Consider the following 20,250-nt stretch of genomic DNA (forward strand, 5'->3'; position numbering starts at 1 on the left):
TATGAGCTTGCCGTCATGACGGGATCAACCGCGTAATACCGTGTCAACCTGCTGAATTATGTGCCACGATGCTTATATGTATCGCACATTTGCTTATCAGCAGGTTGACGTTTTTGCCCCCACTGCCTTCAACGGCAATGGGCTCGGCGTTGTCTTTGAGGCAGATCATTTGGACTCTGAACAGATGCAGCGCTTTGCCCAGTGGCTGAACCTTTCCGAGACCGTCTTCTTCGTCACGCCCACCAACGCCGAGGCCGACTACGCGATTCGCATATTTACCCCGACCACGGAATTGCCCTTTGCCGGACATCCAACTCTTGGAGCCGCACACGCCTGGATCGAGGCCGGCGGTGAGGCCAGCCCGAACGGGCAGCTGGTTCAGCAATGTGATGCAGGGCTGATCCAGGTGCGCATTGAACGCGAAGCCGGCGAAAACCATGCACGCCGCCTCGCGTTCCTCGCTCCCCCATTGACTCGCAGCGGACCGTTGGAAGCAGATGTTCTGCAGTGGGCGATCTCTGGACTTGGAATCAACGCAGACGACGTCATTGCGCACCAATGGCTGGTCAACGGTCCCCACCATGCAGGGCTGATGTTGCGCGACGCCGATCTGGTCCTAGGTATCGAACCAGATTATGTGGCTCTGGACGGCTTGGAGCTGGGAGTCATTGGCCCCTATACCGCATCTAGCGTGACCCAAGGTGTCTGGCAGCCACACGCCACCGTGCTTCCACGGATCTCCGGAACCCGTGAAGAATTACGCCCCTTGGATTACTCCGATCAGACACGTTCGGAGGAGCGCTTCGGCTCGGTGGTGATGCAGCCTCCGGCAGACTTTGAGGTGCGGGCATTCGTTCCGGGCGAAGCTATTCAAGAGGACCCGGCGACCGGTTCACTGAATGCCGGGTTTGGTGTTTGGCTGACTAAGACCGGCCTTGCCCCGCAGCGTTATACGGTACGTCAAGGAACTCGTGTAGGCCGCGAGGCAATCTTGCATATTGAAGCGACCGAACGCGGAGTTTGGGTCAGCGGTGACGTGACCACCCGTATCGATGGCACTGTGAGCTTCGACTAATTCCGGCGCCAAGCCAGCACAGCTATTTTAGTTTCATCATGCAAGCATTATTCTTGGTCAGTGTCAGAAACTGTGAGCTCCCAACCAAACTTTGATCGAAAAACCGCATGGAATGCCCTCTGGGCACTAGTCATTGGGTTTTTCATGATCTTGCTGGACACCACCATCGTGTCCACAGCCATGCCCGCGATCATGAAATCCCTAGATGCCGACATCTCAGGGATCTTGTGGATCAACAGCGCTTACCTGCTCGCCTTCGCGGTGCCGCTGTTGATCACCGGCCGCCTCGGTGACCGCTTTGGTCCGCGCAATATCTACCTGATCGGGTTGCTGATTTTCGCGCTTGCGTCGCTCTGGTGCGGACTGTCATCCTCGCTTGCTTCACTGACCATTGCGCGGGCAGTCCAAGGTCTGGGTGCGGCGCTGATCTCTCCCCAAGCAATGACGCTGATCACCCGGCTCTTCCCATACCAGCACCGCGGAGCTGCGATGGGCCTGTGGGGCGCGGTAGCGGGTATCGCCACCCTGATCGGCCCGATTGTCGGCGGACTCTTGGTAGATTCTGTCGGCTGGGAGTGGATCTTCTTCATTAATTTGCCCATTGCAGTCTTGAGCTTCATCATGCTGCTGAAATACGTGCCCCGCTTGGCGCCCCAGGCGCACTCCTTCGATTGGGTCGGAGTCGTACTTTCCGCTGTCGCCATGTTTGCTTTGGTCTTTGGCATTCAGGAAGGCGACTCAACGAATTGGGAACCGTTTATCGGTCTGCTCACTTCTTGGCATTTGATTGGAATAGGCGTAGTCCTATTTGGAGTCTTCATCTGGTGGCAGTCAAAGACTGCAAAGGAACCTTTGGTTCCGTTGCGCCTATTCGCTGTACGGAACTTCTCGCTGGCGAACGTTGCCATCAGCTGCATGGGTCTGACCATCTCCACCATGAGCCTGCCGATGGTGTTCTTCTTGCAGAATGTGCGGGGGTTGACGCCCACTCAGTCGGCTTTGATGATCTCGCCGATGGCCATTGTGGCGATATTTGCCGCGCCAATTTTGGGCAAGACAGTCAATAAGTTCAATCCACGCAACCTTGCAGTTCCCGGTTTTGCACTGATCGGTGGAGCGACGGTGGTGTACGCATTCATGATGCATGCAGATGTCCCGTTGTGGACCTTGCTGATCCCTTCCACCGTGCAGGGACTTGGCTCGGCAATGATCTGGCCTTCGCTCTCACTGGCCGCGACGAAGGATCTGACCCCGCGAGACGCTGGTGCCGGTTCAGGTATCTACAACACCACACGGCAGATAGGCTCGGTGCTCGGTTCGGCATTGATTGCCGTCATGATGGAATCGCGCGTTTCCGCGGAAATCCTCAAGGTTCAATCACAGGGCGCAGCGGCGATTCCTGAAGCCACCGCGGTGGGAATGGGCCAGGCCCTGTTGCTGCCCGGCTTTGTGGCCCTCGCCGCAGTCCTGGTCGTCGTGTTCTTGAATTCCGCAGAAAAGAAGCCGGCCAGTTAGCCACTCGAAGCAAAGAAGCAGGTGTGGCTCAGCGTAATTAACGCTGAGCCACACCTGCTTCAGGCTTTGAACAAGCTTATGCGGACTGGTCTGGCTTGTCGTCGCCCTTGACCTTTTCGACCGTTTCGCCAATCTTTTCCTGCGCGTCTGCAGCGAAGTCCTTCACGTTCTCCGAGGCGTCGGCAGCGAACTCTTTGACGTTCTCGGTTGCATCACCAGCGAATTCCTTGACGTTTTCGACTGCTTCGCCCAGCTTCTTCTTTGCGTTATCCAAGAAACCCATGGGTTCTCCTTTTAGTTAGAAACGTGAAAGTGACTACTGAAAAGCTGCAGCCCTGAGTCCAACTTACGTTGAACTCAATGCTCTGCTCAATAGCTTGCGAATTACTACTTCTTGTTCTTAACGTGCTTTACTGCGCGTCGGCCAAAAATCAGGGCTACGGCGATGCCTGCAAGCCAGACATCCTTGGCCAAAGCGGTACCGTCGCTCGTTGGGCGGATCCCATCAGATTCGGTCATTCCCGGGGTACGCAAATACGCGGACAGCATGACACCCGAGAAGGCCCCAAGCCCTATGCCGGCTAGACGCGAGGGGATGATAGGCAGGAGCAATGCACTGCCCAGCGCGATTTCGGAGACCGATACCGCTTTGCCAAATGCTGCTGGCTCCAGCTCACCCAACTGGGGAATGCCGTTGGAGGCAATCTGCTGCAGTCCAGCGGCACTAGCCTCATCGATACGCAGCTTGTTGATTCCGCTGTTGAGAATGAATGCGCCACTGACCAAACGTAGTGCGGCGTTTGCGATAGAGATTCCCATGGGCCCTCACTTCTCTTCTAAGTTGTTTTCCGGCTGCACTCCTTAAATGAGTGGCCTTGAACCTCAGCGTAGCCACCCCGGGGAATGATCACAATCATTTAGTCCCGTGAGCCGGAGCTGAAAAGTGGAAACATGCTAAATTCAAGAATCATGATCTCTTCATCCGCCGTACCTTCAGCAGCCTTGGACCTCCTCATCACCCAAGGTTTCGACACGACAAGTGTCGACGAGCTTGCCGCAACCGCCGGAATGTCGCGCTCCACATTCTTTCGCCGTTTCGGCTCCAAGGAAAACATGGTGTTCGCGGATCAGGAAATGATCATCACCCACGTCAAGACAACCCTCGCGGCTTCTTCGGTGAGCGCAACCCAGACCTTGATCGATGCAGCGCATGTGGTATTCGACCAATACACCATGAATCCCGAAGCGGCGCAGTTGCGTCACCGGCTGCTGTCCTCGGTGCCGTCGCTGCGTGAACGCGAACTCGTTTCCACTCACCGCTACGAGCGAGCCTTCTACGATTTTTTATCTTCGCGCGAGCTTGCCACCAGTGCTCCGAACCGGGCACTCTGCCTTGGCATCAGCGCCGGATTAGTCGCCATTCACAATGACCACCTGCGTTTGTGGCTGCGAGACGCCTCGGGCACCAATAGGGAGCGCTTGGCCACGGATGTGCGGTTATTCCTTGACCGTTTCGTCGACTTGCTCGATCCGAGCAACGCGCCCAAGTCCGCGGCTAGGGCACCGCGCGTTGTGGTGTCCGTGCTCGACGAAGGCAGCGATGAGCAGGCAGTGCTGGACGCGGTCGCTAAAGCTCTGCGCGACCACAAATAGTGACACCTAGTTTCTTGACATGACACTGCGTTCCATTAGGCTGGTTGAAGAATAGTTTTCAACCTTCCCTGAGGAGCATCCCCAAATGACCCAGCAGCATACCGAATTCGAGTTCCCCACCGGTGTTGTGGAGCCCGAATACGATCTCTGGTCAGACGGAGTAGATATCGACCCCACCGGTGTGCTGGCAGAGGTCGACCAGATCGACGCCGACTGGCGCTCCAAGGCTCGTAAATTCATCCTCGAAGAGGTCAAGGACGACATTCACGAATACTGGGACAAGGCGGACTACCCAGTACACCTGATCAAGAAGCTCGGCGACTACGGCCTCTTGCGTGATGGCTTGGACATCGCGGGATTGCCGGCCATGAGCCCCATGGCCGCCGGCTTGATCAACATGGAAATGGCCCGTGGAGATGGCTCGGTGGCCACCATCGTGGGCGTCCAAGGCGGCTTGGCGCTGCGCTCGATTATGTTCTGCGGCAGCCCGGAGCAGAAAACCAAATACGGCTTGCCGATGCTCGCCGGCGAACTTCCCGGTTCCTTCGCCCTGACCGAGCCGACCCACGGTTCGGACTCGGTTGGCTTGGAAACTCGCGCGCATAAGGTTGCCGGCGGCTACGTGCTGAACGGCGAAAAGAAGTGGATCGGCAACGGCTCAATTGGCGGCATCACCGTGGTCTGGGCCCGCGACGACGAAGGCAATGTACGAGGCTTCCTGGTTGATCAGAACACCGCGGGGTACCGCGCAACGACCATCGAGAACAAGCTCTCGTTGCGTGCCATCTGGCAGGCGCATATCCGCTTGGACAACGTCTTCGTGGCCGACGCCGACGTGCTTCCGGATTCGCACAGTTTCAAAGACACCGCACGCGTGCTGTTCGCGACCCGGCTGGGGGTCGCCTGGTCGGCCGTGGGACATGCCACCGCCTGCTACGAATCTGCCGTGCTCTATGCCAAGCAGCGAATCCAATTCGGTCGCCCGCTGGCAGCTAGCCAGATCGTGCAAGAACGCTTGGCTCGGATGCAGTCCGAACTGGCTACCATCCAATTGCTCGCAGTGCAGTCGGCCAAACGAGAAGCCCGCGGCGAGTTGACCGGACCGCAGGCCTCGCTGGCCAAATACACCGCGACACGTACCGCGCGCCAGATCGCTTCCAATGCACGCGATCTGCTTGGCGGCAACGGCATCTTGACCAGCAACCGCGTGGCCCGCCACTTTGCCGACATCGAGGCCATCCACACCTACGAAGGCACCGAAACCGTGCAGGCGCTGCTGATGGGCCGCAGCATCACCGGCATTTCGGCCTTCGCCTAGACCGCTGCATCAAACCCCGTTGGCCAGCACCAAACTTTTGGTGCTGGCCAACGGGGTTTGGGCTGCTACTTTGAACTTTCCCGGCGCAGGCGATTCTTGGTGTAAGCCGTCGCCTGATGTTCCCACGGGTCCTCCGGCCAGGGATGCCGTGGATACTTGCCCCGCATTTCGGCACGCACCTGGGCATATGGTCCGTTGAAGAAAGAGACCAGATCTTCGGTGACCGCAAGCGGGCTGCCCGCTGGAGAGAGCAAATGGAACTGCACCGGAAGCTTCCCGTGCACCAGCCGCGGCGATTCGGTAAGCCCGAAGCACTCCTGCAGTTTGACCGCCACCACGGCCGGACCGGCGTCATCCACCGGCGGGTAGCCAATGCGAATCCGCGAGCCGGAGGGAACCTGCAAACGCTCGGGAACCAACCCATCGAATTCGTGTGCATGCTGCCACGGCAGCAAGGCGCGCAATGCACCGACGAGGTCCACCTTTGCCGCAGACTTGCCCGCGGCGATCTGTTCCAGGCCGGTGGCAAGCCACTGGTTAGCGCTCTGGACGAGTAGCTGCTCATCCACCGGCACGAATGGCGGACCAAGCAGCCGGTGGGCCACGGCCATCCGGCGGCGTAGCGCTTCAAAGGCCGGTTGCTCGCCAAAGAGCGCCAGCGACTGTTCGCATAATGCCGCGGCCGCCGCTTGCCGGCCCAGTTCCTTGGTGGCCTTGATCGGATGAGCGGAAAGCTCGATGGCGCCGAACGATTCGACCTTACGCGCAGAAATTTTCCCATCCACCAGTTTCGCGCTCTCGGTGATCTTGTGCAGATGGCCGAGCAGCCCGAGCACTTGCTCCAAATCGATGGCCGCGGCGCGGCGGATCACCGCTCCGGTGCTGGTTCCGGCCCGCGTGACCTCGGCGATGGCCAAGAATTCATGATGGGCCAAATGGCTTCCCCGGGGTAGCGAAGCCCGGGTGCCCGAGGCGAGCAGGTAGTCATTGTCGTGAACTCTTCGCGCCACCCATTGCGGGTAGGCCAACGCGCAGACACCGGCCAGCGCCCCGCCAGGATCTGAGACCGGCACTTGGCCGGCGAGGCGTTCAAGACGTTTAGTTTCTTGCACCCATGCCCGGTGTCCCGGATGCGAGGGCCGTCGAATGGAGGTCAGCAGCTCGTTGAGGTCGGCGTTGGCTATGCGTTCGGTGCTCGCCAACAGGGCCACCGCTTCCGCGGTGGAACGCGACCCGAAATGCTCGGCGCCCTCAAGCAGCGCGCGAGCCGTGCGTGGATCTGCCGGAATCTTGACCATTCGCTCGCCCATGGCGGTGATTTTTCCTTGCTCGTCCACCGCATCCAAGGTGCGCAGCACCTCTTCATCCGTGCGCATGGTGCCCGACGGCGGCTCCTCCCACAGGGAGAGCCCTTCACCACGCGGGGTACCCCAAGCGGCCAAAGAAAGTGCTGCCTGAACCAAATCTCCGGTCAGTATCTCAGGTGCCGAATGCGCCGGTGCGGCCGCGAAAGCCTTGGGGTCAAGAGTTCGGACGACGATTCCGGCCCCGAGCCGCCCGGCACGGCCCGCGCGCTGAGTTGCTGCGGCACGGCTGGCCACCACCGTGACTAGGCCGCCAAAGCCACGTGCCGCGTCCCTGCGTGGTTCGCGCGCATATCCTGCATCGATGACCAGGCGGACGCGCGGTACTGTCAGTGAGGATTCGGCGATCGAGGTGGAAACGATGATTCGTGGTCCTTGCGACCCCTCGGGTTCGCTGAGCACTTCGTCTTGCACCTTGGCCGGAATCTGTGAATGCAGCGGAAAGGCTTGCATGCCCGCAGAACTGATCTGAGCGCAAACCCGGTCAACCTCACGGGCACCGGGAACGAAAACCAAGGTATCCACCGTCGTCTTTGACATTTGGTTCTGTTGGCGAGAATGCCTCACCGCCGCCTGTGCCACGTGGCGTAGGTATTCCTCGCTCAACCCCCGCTCGGAATTGCGCTTGCCTGCAAAACTATCGAAGAGCTCGGTCACCTCAAATTGTGCGGTGTTGGCGGTGAGCACCGGGGCCGGAGACTGCCTGGCCAGCAGTTGGGAAAGCTCTTGGGCATGAAGGGTGGCGCTCATGACAACCAGGCTGAGGTCATCGCGCAATTCGCTGACTTGGTTGACCATGGCCAGCAGCAGGTCGGTGTCAATGGACCGTTCGTGGACCTCGTCGATAATGACCGCGCTGATCCCTGCCAGGTCGGGGTCGGCCAACAGCCTGCGCAGCATCAGACCTGCGGTGACAAATTCAATCTGAGTGTTTGCCGAGCTTTGGCGTTCCCCGCGTACCGCGAAACCCACCCGGTCCCCCAGCACCGAGCCATCGAGCTGGGCAAGACGCCGAGCCGCGGCACGTGCTGCTACACGGCGCGGTTGGGTGACGATTATTTTGCCGCGCAGCCCATGCTCCGCCAACGCTTCGGCCACGGTCGGCGGAACGATGGTGGTCTTGCCTGATCCCGGTGGTGCCTGAATCACCAGCGGCTGGTTCGGATGCTCGCGCAGCGCAGCGTGCAGTTGCACCCGGCTGGGGCCGAACGCCAATCCCGAGGCGATGCGGTCCAGGTTAAATGCTGCGCGGCTCATGCGCGCGGTACCGTCCAGAAAGTTTCGATCGCATTCACCACCGGTTCAATGGGGAACAGCGTGCTGCCGTGGGTGCGCCCGGTGAGGGGCACCATGCGGGCGTTGGGCATGGCACGGGCCATGATCTTATTTTGGTCAAAGCGCGGCTGATCTCGCGTGCCGATGAGCAGCAAGGTGGGGACCTTGATTTTAGCTAGCTGGCTCAGCTCGATGTTCTGCAACGTTTCCGCCGCCTCATAGTAGGCGGCTAGTGCGAGCGGATCGTTGGAGAGGAACGCATGCCTCGTGGCGGGATCGAGCCGAAGCCCGGTTTCCTGACCCGCAACAAATCCTTCGATGTCCCCCCTGCGCAATACGTCGAGGTAGCCCGGGAAGAAGAGCTGGCCGATTTCCCCGTCCGTGATCTCGAAGGTGCCACCGAGCATGCTCAATGACAACACTCGTTCAGGGCGGTCCATCGCCACATGCAGACCGCTGCGAGCCCCAAAGGAATAGCCGATGATATGCGCGGCCGGAATGCCTAGATGATCGAGCACCGCGTAGATGTCGCTGGCAATCTTCTCCATGGTGTAATCGGCTACCTGGTGAGATTTAGCCGTTTTGCCGTGGCCGCGAAGGTCCATGCGAATCGTGCGGCGGTTTCCGCCCAGCGCCTTGGTATATCCCAGGCCTCGCCAGATCGAGCGGGATAGCGCAGACCCGTGGAGGAAAAGAATCGGCTCGCCCGCGGCACCGTCGTCATCAAAGAAGATTTCGGAATTATCTGCGGGGTTATTGATCATTGGCATACTAGCGATTAAATCCTGTTGCGAGCCACCGAGCAATTCACGTTCCCGCGCACGGGCGGAGTTACGGAATTTCTATCGACATAGCACTGTAAAAGGATGACACTGAAGGTATGTAGTCGACGGCTTGACCGCCCAGACACCCAGACCTGCGAGGGAAGGAGCAACATGAACCATCATCCAGACGAAGAAGTCGGCGTCGAGACCCAAGAACAAGCTAAAGCTCACGTGAAGCACGATCATGATGAGGAAATGGTGGAGGAATGGGAAGACGAATCATTCCCTGCCTCAGACCCGCCATCAAATTACTAAGTGCAGCGAATTCTAGGAAGCGTTTACTTGGCGCCCAGCTGGCAGTAAGAATGTCGTCCTAGAGTAGCTATTACCTTCTCAAAGGTGCGAGTGAATTATAAGAACCGATCCGCGAGGATGTTACCTCCTTGACTCCGCGGATCGGTTCTTCATTTAAGCAGAATCGCTACTGCTTGGTGAACTCGATCGTGGTGGCAGTGCTCGCCGCCAAATCTAGCTGCAGCTTTCCCGTCGCATTTTTCGCCACGCCGCTGCCCTTGGTGGCGAATGGGGCTAAGGGCGTCAGCTCGGTTGCTTCAACCGCGCCATTCTTCGGAGCATGAATCTGCGCCGCCCGGGTGGCTTTGTATCCTTGGGGAACATTCACCGTGACTGGATTCTTTGATTTCTTCGCCGCATCGTTCTTATTTACGACAGTGACCAATACTCGGCCGTTCTTCGCTTTGACCGCATAGCTTTGGAGGTTCTTATCTCCAGCGAGCTTTGTCTTCATGAATTGGCTACCGATGCTCAAGCGCGCCAAACGCATGGCGAGGTAGTTCGGCTGCGCCAGCACCTCGCCGGCGCCCTTTTCGCCAGAGCCTTCCGCAGAGCAAACGACAGACATTGGGGCGCCTCCGCGGCAGGCACCTAGCATCGAATGCATATTCATGCGCTCTACGCCCAAACGCGCAGAGTCGAAGATGTGGTCCACCGTCCACAGTGCGCTCGCGTGAGTGCGTGACGTGTTGTTAGTTCCCGGGCAGCTGGTTGAACCGGTCTCTTCCACCCACAGCGGTAGCTTCTTCGCTTCGGCCTTATCCAACCCGATACCAATCATTTTCCTGGCGCTATTGCTCACCACAGGGTCCAACAGATTCTGCCACTCGGGGCCACGGCCGGGAACCTTATCCGAGGAACATTCATAGGTGGCGTAGTAGTGCTGGGTCAGCGCGGTGGTGTTGGGGAGTTTTGCGTTGAGGAATGCGCTCATCCATGAACCATCAAAGACTCCGGGGCCGACCAACGGGACCTTGGTTCCGGTCGCCTCGTTAATGGCCTTGGCGTACGCGCGCACCTGAGTGACAAACTTCTTTTCATTCCATTCGGAAGTTTTGCGTATCTGAAGCCCCGGGCGTGCATCGTTGGTATATCCGTTTGGCTCGTTGCCAATGGAGATGCCCACCAGATGATCCCCGAAAATATCTACGGCGTGCTTAGCCATATCGGCCCCGCGTTTCGGGTCAAAGGTCCCTAGCGGAATGCCGATGGTCACCTTGGAGTCGACTTTCTTGACGGTTTTCATCACCCGTTCGAGGTCTTCAGGAGTCACCAAGTTCTTACCCTTGGGAGCTTTTTCACCGGTTGAGGTCCAGAAAGTCTCTCGGTCCAAAACATTGCCGCCGAAGCGCAAGCCTGGATTCCCCAAACCGATGAGCATTTCATCCAGGTTCCCCACCTCCGGGTCCCACCTTGGGTCACTGAGTTCGGTTGCCTCGAAGGACACCCCGATATTGTCGTCGCTCAGACTGGTGCCGAGGTTCGAGGCTCCTACCGTGAGAGTGGTCGACTTTCCCTCGGGTAGTTTATTGAACTCCTGCACGAAGTCAGGCAGTGGCTCTGGGGTAGGTTTGGGCGGAGAAGCTACCGGCGAATTTGAGGGGTTGGGATCTTGCGGATTCTGTCCTGGCCAGCCCGACGAACAGCCCGCCAACAGGCCGCAGATCAACATGGCGGCAAGGGATTTTGTCGCTTTGGAAATCACGAGTGTCCTCACGGTTATTTGCAGCATGTCCAAGCTTCACTCTATCGCGGGCTCACTTATTCTCTGCTGACGTGACTTTTCTGCACCTCATGAAAATCCACGAAACGTACCAATAGATTGTTTGTAGTTTTCAGCTCTCTGCCCTCAGGATCTCGGGTTCTCTTTTATTCGCGGTCCTTGAATCGATGATGAATTAGTAGTTCTGCCATAGAGTTGTTCAAAGTGAACAACAGGTCTTTCTACAGAGAGGTTCTACGTGGAGTACGAACTAGTTAATCCGCACCCGGACAGCCACCGCCCCTACGTCGCGGCCGCTAGTCGCTACGAGAACTTCGGCTACCGTCGCGTCGGTGATTCCGGCCTCGTGCTGCCTCCCCTATCTTTGGGCCTGTGGTGGAACTTCGGCGATAACCGCGCTTTCGCAACACAGCGTGAAGTCTTGCGCCACGCGTTTGATCACGGCATCAACCACTTCGACCTGGCGAACAACTACGGCCCGCCGGCCGGCTCGGCGGAAGAAAACTTTGGTCGCATGATGCGCAAGGATTTCATGCCGTACCGCGATGAGCTGGTCATCTCCTCAAAGGCCGGTTACGAGATGTGGGCCGGTCCTTTCGGTACCTACGGTTCACGTAAGTACTTGCTGGCTTCAGCAGAAGCTTCGCTGAAGGCAATGAACCTGGACTACGTGGATATCTTCTACTCGCATCGCTACGATCCGAAGACTCCCTTGGAGGAGACTATCGGTGCGCTGGATACGCTGGTGCGCCAAGGCAAGGCCACTTACGTAGGCATCTCCTCCTACTCGGCCGAGCGCACCGTGCAGGCTAAGGCAATCGCTGACGAGCTGGGCACCCCGCTGGTAATCCATCAGCCGTCCTACAACATTTTGAACCCATGGGTTGAGCACGGCCTGTTGGCTACCTTGGAAAAGGAAGACATGGGGGCCATCGCTTTCACCCCGCTAGCCCAGGGACTGCTGACGGATAAGTACCTCAACGGCACCGAAGTGCAGCGTCAGGGCGGGCGCCGCTCCCTCGAAGCTCAGCTGACCGAGGAAAACCTGACCAAGATCCACAAGCTCAATGACATCGCCCAACACCGTGGCCAGTCATTGGCGCAAATGTCCTTGGCTTGGCTGTTGCGCGATGGCGCGGCAACTTCGGTACTGATCGGAGCATCCTCTACTAAGCAGCTCGATGAGAACCTTGGCGCGTTGAATAACCTCCAGTTCACCGCGGCTGAACTCAAAGAGATTTCTGAGATCGCCCAAGGCGATGCCGGAATCGACTGGTGGAAGAACTCAGCGATCAGCTAAATTCTGTGTTCATCCGAGGCGCCCGCAGTACGTTGTCCTAAACGTTTTGCGGGCGTTTTGCATTCCTCCGCAAATAGGAGACATTCGCGCGGAATCAGTCTTGAATTTCAGACGTTTCAACGGATCTGCGTGTGGCCGAATTTTTGAACTGAGGATATGCTCGAATAAGACGCTTCGTGAAGTGATTCACATTCATTTTACGGACGTGGTGCGTATCGTGGAACCCACATACCCTACCCAGACCTCAACACAGACTAGACAGGAGCATCATGAGCGCCCCGACCTATAAGGTACTTAACCCAGCGACCGGTCAGATCGTTGAAGAATTCCCGGCAGCCACAGACGAACAGGTCGAGCAGGCGCTCACCGCCGCGCAATCCGCCTTTGAATCGTGGCAGAATGTCGACATCAACGAACGCTCTAACATCGTCAACCGGGTCGCGCAGCTCTTCGCAGATCGCGCAGATGAGCTCGGCAAGATCATGACCATTGAAATGGGCAAGCCGCTGTCCGAAGCTGTGGGCGAGGCTGAATACTGCAAGGACATCTTCGAATACTTCGCAACTGAAGGGCCGACCTTGGCCGCCGATCAGGAGATCAAGTCCTTCTCCGGTGGCCGGGCAGTCGTCCAGCGCCGTCCGGTCGGGCCGCTGCTTGGCATCATGCCGTGGAACTTCCCGCTCTACCAGGTGGCGCGCTTCGCCGCTCCCAACCTGATGCTGGGTAATACCATCGTGCTCAAGCACGCAGAGTCCTGCCCGCGTTCGGCACTGGCTCTGCAGGAAATCATGGACGAGGCTGGCGTACCCGCTGGAGTCTACAACAACGTCTTCGCCACCCATGATCAGATCTCCACAATTATCGCCGACCCACGCATTCAGGGCGTATCGCTGACCGGCTCCGAACGCGCAGGTGCAATCATTGGCGAGCAGGCCGGACGCAATCTGAAGAAGGCCGTTCTCGAACTCGGCGGCTCGGATCCGTTCGTCGTCCTTGACTCCAATGACGTTGCAGGCATCGCCGAAACCGCGTGGGCCTTCCGCATCGACAACACCGGCCAGGCTTGCAACTCCAATAAGCGCATGATCGTCATGGACGATATCTTTGACGGTTTCGTCGCCGAACTGACCAAGCGTGCCGACGGGCTCACCCCTGGTGACCCATTGGCGGAACTTGAAGGTACGTTCGCGCCGCTGTCCTCGCGCAAGGCCGCCGAAGACCTAGATGCCCAGGTACAAGACGCGGTATCCAAGGGCGCCACATTGCACGCCGGCGGCGTTCTGCACGAGGGACCAACAGCCTACTACTCCCCTGCAGTACTCAGTGGTGTCACCAAGGACATGCGCGCCTACTACGAGGAGCTCTTCGGTCCGGTCGCCGTGGTGTACAAGGTCACCAGTGACGAACAGGCACTCGAGCTAGCAAACGACACCATCTACGGCTTGGGTGGTTCGGTGCACTCCACCGACGAGGCCCGCGCAGCGAAGGTAGCCATGGGCTTGCAATCAGGTATGGCCAACGTAAACATTGCAGCCGCCGAAGGTGCGGAAATGCCGTTTGGCGGCGTGAAGCGTTCAGGCTTCGGCCGCGAACTCGGACCGCTGGGCATGGAAGAATTTGTGAACAAACGCCTGTTCTACATCGGCGACTAATGAGTTACGGATTCTAGATCCGCACTGCAGATAAATTCGAGGGTGGGCTTCCGACCGGAAGCCCACCCTTAAGTTTATCTTTTTAGTTTTCTACACGGACGCTGAAATTTCGTCCTTCGATTCGGTCTTCAAATCTTCCGGTTCGTCAATGACTGCATCTCGATTGCGCGGACGAAAGACCTTCCTCCAACATCCTGCCAACCAAGCCTGAATGGTGATCCAAGTTGCGCCCGAAACTAGGACAGCATCAGCGGAAGCCATGATTCCGGAGAAAAACGGTAGTCCCATAACCACAGCAATTCCGATGTGCATGCCCAGAATTGTAATCAGAGCAATTCTTCGGCTGATCCTATGGAAGAGCATGAAGGGGAATGCTATTTGCGCAATGACCGTAACGTACGTGATCAGTGCAACGATCCATGAGTTGGAGGATAGCAACTCACTTAGCCATGGGAATACACCATAGGCCTCGGAACTGATCGGATAATACATGGCTGTGCCGTTCTGCCACAGGTTGCCCTGCACCTTGTACAGGCCAGCTTCGAGGTACACAATGCATAGCTGAGCAACTACGAGGCACAACGCAATGTTGTGGAGTACCGTTACTATTTCGAACTCACGGTTCGCTTTACCCTTGCGCTTTTTCAACCACGCGTCGAGCGACCAATGCTTAGAAAGATCCGCAAAAATCAGGTATATCAGCATGATACGAATGAAATAATTTCCACCGTCGGATATCGGCGTGTTCTGCGCATTAATCGCGGTGTAGAAAATGAAGAACAGGGGTGTGATTATCCGTGTTTTCCAGCCGATTGTGAATGCAACAGCCAAGAGGATTGCGACGACATACCAGCTGACAAAGAACCCAAGGCCAGCATCACGAAGGATATCAAGTGGCCAGTTGTACCCCAGAACAGCTCGATAAGGTTCAAGGTACTCCGAGCCAGGTCCCCAAATCTTGACTGCGATAGGTGCATTAATCAACAGCCATCCCAGAATGAAGAGCCCAGAAGCCATTCTCATTACGGCTAACCCATATGCACCATGGCGTTCGTTGACGAACCAACGATAGACCCACGCAAGCGAATCGGCAGGCAAACTCTTGTTTCTAGAAATCCAGCTTCGAATGGACGGATCGTTTTTCTGATCTAATTTCATTTCCATGCCGCTACCGCCGCTTCGCTAAATTCTTTAGTATCACGCCATCCAATATTGGTTTCTTTGGGGGTGCTTTCTACATCAGGATTATGCCGTTGCGCGAATGATGTGACTGGTTCGCGTCGCAGTTTAATTTCAACAATGGCGGCCCCACCCCATTGTTCGATGGCATACAAAGATGCAAATCCAACTGCTGTGTCTTCAAGTCGCTTATAAGCGCGAAGGTTTGCTAGCTCCGAAGAAGAGTACTTATCCATAGCCTCAGGAGAATTGAGATCAACCCCGAAAACTGGGGTTCCCTGGATGAACGGCTTTGCAATTTCAGAGCGTGCGTCGCTGCTCAAATCTGATGTAGCGCCCCACAAACGACCGTGAATCACCTTTGATTGTTTAGTTTCACGATCAGAAAACATGTTGCCTGCTCGTTTGACCATTTCTTCAGCAGTCACGTCACGCCATTCCGTAAATTCTGCCCCCTTTGACTGGCCTCCGGCACAAACATCCATGCTCGACAGACAAGCCCGTAACGTGAAGTATTCGTCCTGCGAGTACGGACCAGGTGCAAAGAGACTCCATCCTTGATCTAAGGGACCAAGGAAATACCTATTAAGTTCAGGTTGCAACGAGGTCTTGATGGGAGTTGAAGGCCCGGTGAATGCCATGGTTGCCCCAACATGGCCAAGGGCGGCGATTCCAGCCAAAATGAGAACCACCAGTGTAGCTACTTTTGGCTTCGTTCTTTGTTGCCTCATCTGACTATTCTCTCCCATTCGGACCTTCCTATAAATTTCATACCTGATGAAATTCTTAATGCGAAATGGAAGGGGCATCCGTGGATGCCCCTTCCTATTTCTGGACTAAATAACTACTGCTTTAGGCCTTGCGCTTACGAGCTAGCAAAGTAGCTCCAGCACCAAGCATCAGCAGCAACAGTGCCCCAGCACCGATCAGCAGTGAACCGTTGGTACCGGTATCTGCAAGACGGTCCTTATCGGAGTTCTTGTCCTTTTGCTTTCCGTCGTTGTCGCCGGAATTCGCGTCAGCGTTATCCGAAGTGTTCGCATCGGTATTAGCTTCAGTGTTCGCATCAGCGTTATCGGTGGTGTTCACATCGGTGTTCGCGTCAGCGTTATCCGAAGTGTTCGCATCGGTATTAGCTTCAGTGTTCGCATCAGCGTTATCGGTGGTGTTCACATCAGTGTTCGCATCAGCGTTATCCGAAGTGTTCGCATCGGTATTAGCTTCAGTGTTCGCATCAGCGTTATCCGTGGTGTTCACATCAGTGTTCGCATCAGCGTTATCCGAAGTGTTCGCATCGGTATTAGCTTCAGTGTTCGCATCAGCGTTATCGGTGGTGTTCACATCGGTGTTCGCATCAGCGTTATCCGAAGTGTTCGCATCGGTATTAGCTTCAGTGTTCGCATCAGCGTTATCGGTGGTGTTCACATCGGTGTTCGCGTCAGCGTTATCCGAAGTGTTCGCATCGGTATTAGCTTCAGTGTTCGCATCAGCGTTATCGGTGGTGTTCACATCAGTGTTCGCATCAGCGTTATCCGAAGTGTTCGCATCGGTATTAGCTTCAGTGTTCGCATCAGCGTTATCCGTGGTGTTCACATCAGTGTTCGCATCAGCGTTATCCGAAGTGTTCGCATCGGTATTAGCTTCAGTGTTCGCATCAGCGTTATCGGTGGTGTTCACATCGGTGTTCGCATCAGCGTTATCCGAAGTGTTCGCATCGGTATTAGCTTCAGTGTTCGCATCAGCGTTATCGGTGGTGTTCACATCGGTGTTCGCGTCAGCGTTATCCGAAGTGTTCGCATCGGTATTAGCTTCAGTGTTCGCATCGGTGTTGTCTGCAGTGTTATCTGCGTTCGACTCATCGGCTACGACCGTGAAGGTTGTGAAACCGTATGATCCGGATTCCACATCCGTGAGAACCAGGAGGTAGTTTCCGAGTTCGATGTCAGTGGTATCCACCTTGAAGCTGACATCGCCAGCATCATTCGCGGTGACATCTGCTGGCAGCGCTGCCGCAACAGCATCGACCATACCGGCGTCAGTTGCGCCCAGGGCGCTCTGCTTGATTTCGACAACTCCACCAGGAGTGAATTCCTTACCGGTTACTTCACCAGATTCGCCCTTGATCAGGCGGTTCGGGGTGATGTCAACGCCCACGATCAAAGAAGCATCGTCTGAAGGCTTGACCTGGAAGTACTCGGTGTAGGTGTTGCCGGTCTCCGGATCAGTGACTTCAATGATGTAGATGCCTTCAGGCAATCCTTCAGTATTGAAGTCGTGCTTGAAGTGACCATTTTCGTCTACGGTGATCTCCAAGTCTTGGACTGGATCTCCTTCGCCGTTGACGTTACGGACTACGAGTTCGACAGTTCCCTCTGGAGTGAATTTGTCGCCGATGACCGTGACGTCGTCGCCTTCTTCAACGCTATCTGGAACAACGTTCAGCACTGGGTGCTCGGTGTTGTCCGAGGTGTTATCCGAAGTATTGTCGCCCTGGTTCTCAGTCGTGTTCTCAGCTTCGTTATCCGCAGTGTTCACATCAGTGTTCACATCAGTGTTCACATCAGTGTTCACATCGGTGTTCTCAGCTTCGTTATCCGCAGTGTTCACATCAGTGTTCACATCGGTGTTCTCAGCTTCGTTATCCGCAGTGTTCACATCGGTGTTCACATCGGTGTTCTCAGCTTCGTTATCCGCAGTGTTCACATCGGTGTTCACATCGGTGTTCTCAGCTTCGTTATCCGCAGTGTTCACATCGGTGTTCTCAGCTTCGTTATCCGCAGTGTTCACATCAGTGTTCACATCGGTGTTCTCAGCTTCGTTATCCGCAGTGTTCACATCAGTGTTCACATCGGTGTTCTCAGCTTCGTTATCCGCAGTGTTCACATCAGTGTTCACATCGGTGTTCTCAGCAGTATTGTCAGCAGTACTATCTTCTACGACAGTGAACGTGACGGAATCTGTATTATCGACGCCCTCACCAACGGCTGTTGCAGTGTGGGAACCCGCGGCGACGTTTTCAAAGGTCGTCGTCCAGTTTCCGTCCTCATCTGCCGTCTCAGTTCGAGAGTCGCCACCATCAAGAGTGACCACTACGTCAGTCAAGGGTTCAGTTGTACCCGATACAACAACATCCCCTGCAGGGACGTCAGCTTGGTTGTCAGTCGGCTGCAGAATTTCAACTGGTGCTACCGCAGCTTCAGCCGCAGCACGAACTGCTGAAGTACCCAGATCAACGCCAACGGCCAGAGAACCAGGCAAAACATCGATTGCCAGGGCAGTAACGTAATTGAGCTCACCCTCAGGAGCTGGGTCTACGATCTGGGCGGCGGCAGGAGCTGCCGGAGGATTGGTAACTGCCGAGCTCGCGATCGTGCCCTGCTCGTTGATAGTGATTTCAAGTACGCCTTCGAGCAACGGCTCGATCGCGTTGTCAATCACTGGAGATACGACATCAGCAACAAGCCCGTCGAGGGCTACTGGAAGTCCATTTACCAGGCCGGTCAGGGTACTCAAAACAGGCGAGGTTGCGGCCAGGACGCTATCGACGAGACCATCCAAGACTACAGTCAGATTGACCAGACCACCTAGGGCCGTAAGCTCACTGTTGTTAGTGAACTCTGTCTTGTTGTTGTTCAAGAAGTCAGCCAGAGAACCACTGAGGTCTAGCGTACCGCTGGCGACTAGAGGAATGTTGACGTCGCCAGTGAGGCTGAATTCTGCATTGTCAAGAATTTCGTTAAGTGCAGTCGTAATCTCAACGGTTAGCCCTTCAAGCAGAGTGCGAAGTTCCGCGCTCACCTGCTGTGCCACAGTGTCATCCAACAACTTAGTGTTCGCAGGCTGATCATTTAGACCACCCGTGACGACCTTGGACAAATCCAGAGTGACGATACCTGTACCCAGATTCACAGTCACTAGTTCCGACTCGGAAACGAGATCTTTAGTGACCAGCGCGTTCAAAGTAGTAACGACAGCTGGGAGCCCTGTAACTTCGAAGTTCACGCCAGAAACACCCGGTACGAGATTCAGGGCATTCGTAAGCCCCGATACGAGGCTACCCTCACCAACCAGGCTATCAAGCAACTCGCCCACGCCTGTAGTGGCAGCAGTTAGATCTTCACTCAGATCGACCAAGAGAGGGCTGTGCAGATCTACGGTAGCCGAAGCGATCTGGTACTCGTGCGTAGGGTCGTTACCATCGATACGCTCGGTCGTCGAACCAAGTGCGCCCAGCTGCAATTCGGCAACGTCAAGGACGCCAGCGGTTGCTTCAGTAAGTTCAAGGTCATCAAACAGCTTCGTCAGGTCGATGGTCGCAAGCTCGCCGGTGTTCTGGTCAACGGCCAACGCGCCGTCAGCACCCAGAACGCCAGCCGAGGCCTTGGCATGAGTCGCAGTATCGGCAATGGCATACGAAGACAGCGCACCTGCCTGACCGAGGTCAAGCAGACCGGTGCCGTCGTCGCTAATCACTGGAAGAGCAATGGTCGGCAGGGTTAGACCCACTAAGCCTTCCAAAGCGGAAACATTCAGCGGATTTTCCTGCTTGCTCGGCGAACTAGGGTTTCCCGAGTAGGAGTAACCGGCCTCTGCTAGATCTAGTCCCAGTCCATCGGCATTGATGACCCGGCCAAAGGCTTCCGATTGATCTGTCGGGGCAGCAAATGCGGCAGTAACGGTCGGGGCAACGAAAAGGCTTGTGACAACAGCGCCGGCTAGAACCCGACGAGCACCTTTGGCCTTCGTTCCCTTCTTCTTCGGCGGGGAATTAGTAGCTTGCACCGCTGTCCTCCAAGTTAGATGTAGTGGTCTTCGGGTCATCAAAATCAGACCCAACCTAGAGCCTATGCCGAACCGCCCAACATACTCAGGTTTCTTTCAGCTAATTCTTGGGTAATTCAGGTTATCAATCTTGGCCACATGGCTAAATGTGATAGCTAATCAGGGCTACTGGCCAGTAGTTCAGATACACGAGTCATCCCGAATTCATCAAAATTAGGTATTGACACCAGTTAGGCAACGGCTAGTCAAGAAAACCGTGTCTGATTTGAGACTTAACAGTCACCGATCAGAGTGAT

At 56.1% G+C, this 20,250-nt stretch carries 15 protein-coding genes; 7 read left to right on the forward strand and 8 right to left on the reverse strand.

All coding sequences use genetic code 11. The features are described from left to right. The first annotated feature begins 76 nt into the window (after positions 1 to 76). Both LG294_RS14095 and LG294_RS14100 read left to right on the forward strand, forming a co-directional pair. Complete coding sequence (locus tag LG294_RS14095) at positions 77 to 1,075, forward strand: PhzF family phenazine biosynthesis protein (protein ID WP_404286741.1); 999 nt, start codon at positions 77 to 79, stop codon at positions 1,073 to 1,075. 72 nt (positions 1,076 to 1,147) lie between these two features. Beyond that, a complete protein-coding gene (locus LG294_RS14100) occupies positions 1,148 to 2,590 on the forward strand; it encodes a DHA2 family efflux MFS transporter permease subunit (protein WP_404286743.1) in 1,443 nt (480 codons plus the stop codon). Positions 2,591 to 2,666: 76 nt separating this feature from the next. Here the strand turns inward: LG294_RS14100 and LG294_RS14105 are convergent, their stop codons facing one another. Both LG294_RS14105 and LG294_RS14110 read right to left on the reverse strand, forming a co-directional pair. After that, positions 2,667 to 2,873 (reverse strand): hypothetical protein, encoded by a 207-nt coding sequence (locus LG294_RS14105; RefSeq protein ID WP_404286745.1) that lies wholly within the window; start codon positions 2,871 to 2,873, stop codon positions 2,667 to 2,669. 104 nt (positions 2,874 to 2,977) lie between these two features. After that, complete coding sequence (locus LG294_RS14110) at positions 2,978 to 3,409, reverse strand: hypothetical protein (protein ID WP_404286747.1); 432 nt, start codon at positions 3,407 to 3,409, stop codon at positions 2,978 to 2,980. Between the two features lie 132 nt (positions 3,410 to 3,541). On the opposite strand from LG294_RS14110, the gene LG294_RS14115 reads away from it, so the two are divergent. Continuing rightward, complete coding sequence (locus tag LG294_RS14115; protein WP_404286749.1) at positions 3,542 to 4,243, forward strand: TetR/AcrR family transcriptional regulator; 702 nt, start codon at positions 3,542 to 3,544, stop codon at positions 4,241 to 4,243. 85 nt (positions 4,244 to 4,328) lie between these two features. Continuing rightward, complete coding sequence (locus LG294_RS14120) at positions 4,329 to 5,561, forward strand: acyl-CoA dehydrogenase family protein (protein WP_404286751.1); 1,233 nt, start codon at positions 4,329 to 4,331, stop codon at positions 5,559 to 5,561. A gap of 65 nt (positions 5,562 to 5,626) precedes the next feature. Here the strand turns inward: LG294_RS14120 and hrpB are convergent, their stop codons facing one another. Further along, positions 5,627 to 8,182, reverse strand: coding sequence for an ATP-dependent helicase HrpB (hrpB, locus tag LG294_RS14125; protein WP_404286753.1), 2,556 nt, complete (start codon positions 8,180 to 8,182; stop codon positions 5,627 to 5,629). Continuing rightward, positions 8,179 to 8,970, reverse strand: coding sequence for an alpha/beta fold hydrolase (locus tag LG294_RS14130; RefSeq protein WP_404286755.1), 792 nt, complete (start codon positions 8,968 to 8,970; stop codon positions 8,179 to 8,181). The genes hrpB and LG294_RS14130 overlap by 4 nt, the downstream gene beginning before the upstream one ends. A gap of 165 nt (positions 8,971 to 9,135) precedes the next feature. Between LG294_RS14130 and LG294_RS14135 the strand changes: the two genes are divergently transcribed. Next, positions 9,136 to 9,279: a hypothetical protein gene (locus LG294_RS14135; protein WP_404286757.1), complete on the forward strand. Its 144-nt coding sequence runs from the start codon at positions 9,136 to 9,138 to the stop codon at positions 9,277 to 9,279. Between the two features lie 166 nt (positions 9,280 to 9,445). Here the strand turns inward: LG294_RS14135 and LG294_RS14140 are convergent, their stop codons facing one another. Then, on the reverse strand, positions 9,446 to 11,050 hold the full coding sequence (locus tag LG294_RS14140; RefSeq protein WP_404286759.1) for a hypothetical protein: 1,605 nt from the start codon (positions 11,048 to 11,050) through the stop codon (positions 9,446 to 9,448). A gap of 229 nt (positions 11,051 to 11,279) precedes the next feature. Here LG294_RS14140 and mgrA point away from each other — a divergent pair, with 229 nt between their 5' ends. Together mgrA and LG294_RS14150 are read left to right on the forward strand one after the other, a co-directional pair. Further along, positions 11,280 to 12,341 (forward strand): L-glyceraldehyde 3-phosphate reductase, encoded by a 1,062-nt coding sequence (mgrA, locus tag LG294_RS14145; RefSeq protein ID WP_404286761.1) that lies wholly within the window; start codon positions 11,280 to 11,282, stop codon positions 12,339 to 12,341. A gap of 269 nt (positions 12,342 to 12,610) precedes the next feature. After that, on the forward strand, positions 12,611 to 13,993 hold the full coding sequence (locus tag LG294_RS14150) for an NAD-dependent succinate-semialdehyde dehydrogenase (RefSeq protein WP_404286763.1): 1,383 nt from the start codon (positions 12,611 to 12,613) through the stop codon (positions 13,991 to 13,993). A 90-nt stretch (positions 13,994 to 14,083) separates the two neighbouring features. On the opposite strand, the gene LG294_RS14155 is transcribed toward LG294_RS14150, so the two are convergent. The 3 genes from LG294_RS14155 to LG294_RS14165 all read right to left on the reverse strand — a co-directional run bounded on the left by LG294_RS14155 (position 14,084) and on the right by LG294_RS14165 (position 19,954). Next, the gene (locus tag LG294_RS14155) at positions 14,084 to 15,157 is read right to left on the reverse strand and encodes an HTTM domain-containing protein (protein WP_404286765.1); all 1,074 of its coding nucleotides are present in this window, start codon (positions 15,155 to 15,157) and stop codon (positions 14,084 to 14,086) included. Further along, entirely contained in the window at positions 15,148 to 15,921 is a 774-nt protein-coding gene (locus LG294_RS14160) for a DUF5819 family protein (RefSeq protein WP_404286767.1), read from the reverse strand. Before LG294_RS14160 ends, LG294_RS14155 begins: the two co-directional genes overlap by 10 nt. Before the next feature lie 103 nt (positions 15,922 to 16,024). Then, positions 16,025 to 19,954 (reverse strand): choice-of-anchor G family protein, encoded by a 3,930-nt coding sequence (locus LG294_RS14165; protein ID WP_404286769.1) that lies wholly within the window; start codon positions 19,952 to 19,954, stop codon positions 16,025 to 16,027. Positions 19,955 to 20,250 lie beyond the last annotated feature (296 nt).

The sequence above is a fragment of the Glutamicibacter arilaitensis genome, from assembly GCF_044793945.1.
In the GTDB taxonomy this organism is placed as follows: Bacteria; Actinomycetota; Actinomycetes; order Actinomycetales; family Micrococcaceae; genus Glutamicibacter; species Glutamicibacter arilaitensis_B.

Coding starts and splice junctions, on each gene's coding strand:
- LG294_RS14095 (WP_404286741.1), top strand. CDS start 77: ATGTATCGCACATTTGCTTATCAGCAGGTTGACGTTTTTGCCCCCACT.
- LG294_RS14105 (WP_404286745.1), bottom strand. CDS start 2,873: ATGGGTTTCTTGGATAACGCAAAGAAGAAGCTGGGCGAAGCAGTCGAA.
- LG294_RS14110 (WP_404286747.1), bottom strand. CDS start 3,409: ATGGGAATCTCTATCGCAAACGCCGCACTACGTTTGGTCAGTGGCGCA.
- LG294_RS14115 (WP_404286749.1), top strand. CDS start 3,542: ATGCTAAATTCAAGAATCATGATCTCTTCATCCGCCGTACCTTCAGCA.
- LG294_RS14120 (WP_404286751.1), top strand. CDS start 4,329: ATGACCCAGCAGCATACCGAATTCGAGTTCCCCACCGGTGTTGTGGAG.
- hrpB (WP_404286753.1), bottom strand. CDS start 8,182: ATGAGCCGCGCAGCATTTAACCTGGACCGCATCGCCTCGGGATTGGCG.
- LG294_RS14130 (WP_404286755.1), bottom strand. CDS start 8,970: ATGCCAATGATCAATAACCCCGCAGATAATTCCGAAATCTTCTTTGAT.
- LG294_RS14135 (WP_404286757.1), top strand. CDS start 9,136: ATGAACCATCATCCAGACGAAGAAGTCGGCGTCGAGACCCAAGAACAA.
- LG294_RS14140 (WP_404286759.1), bottom strand. CDS start 11,050: ATGCTGCAAATAACCGTGAGGACACTCGTGATTTCCAAAGCGACAAAA.
- LG294_RS14150 (WP_404286763.1), top strand. CDS start 12,611: ATGAGCGCCCCGACCTATAAGGTACTTAACCCAGCGACCGGTCAGATC.
- LG294_RS14155 (WP_404286765.1), bottom strand. CDS start 15,157: ATGGAAATGAAATTAGATCAGAAAAACGATCCGTCCATTCGAAGCTGG.
- LG294_RS14160 (WP_404286767.1), bottom strand. CDS start 15,921: ATGGGAGAGAATAGTCAGATGAGGCAACAAAGAACGAAGCCAAAAGTA.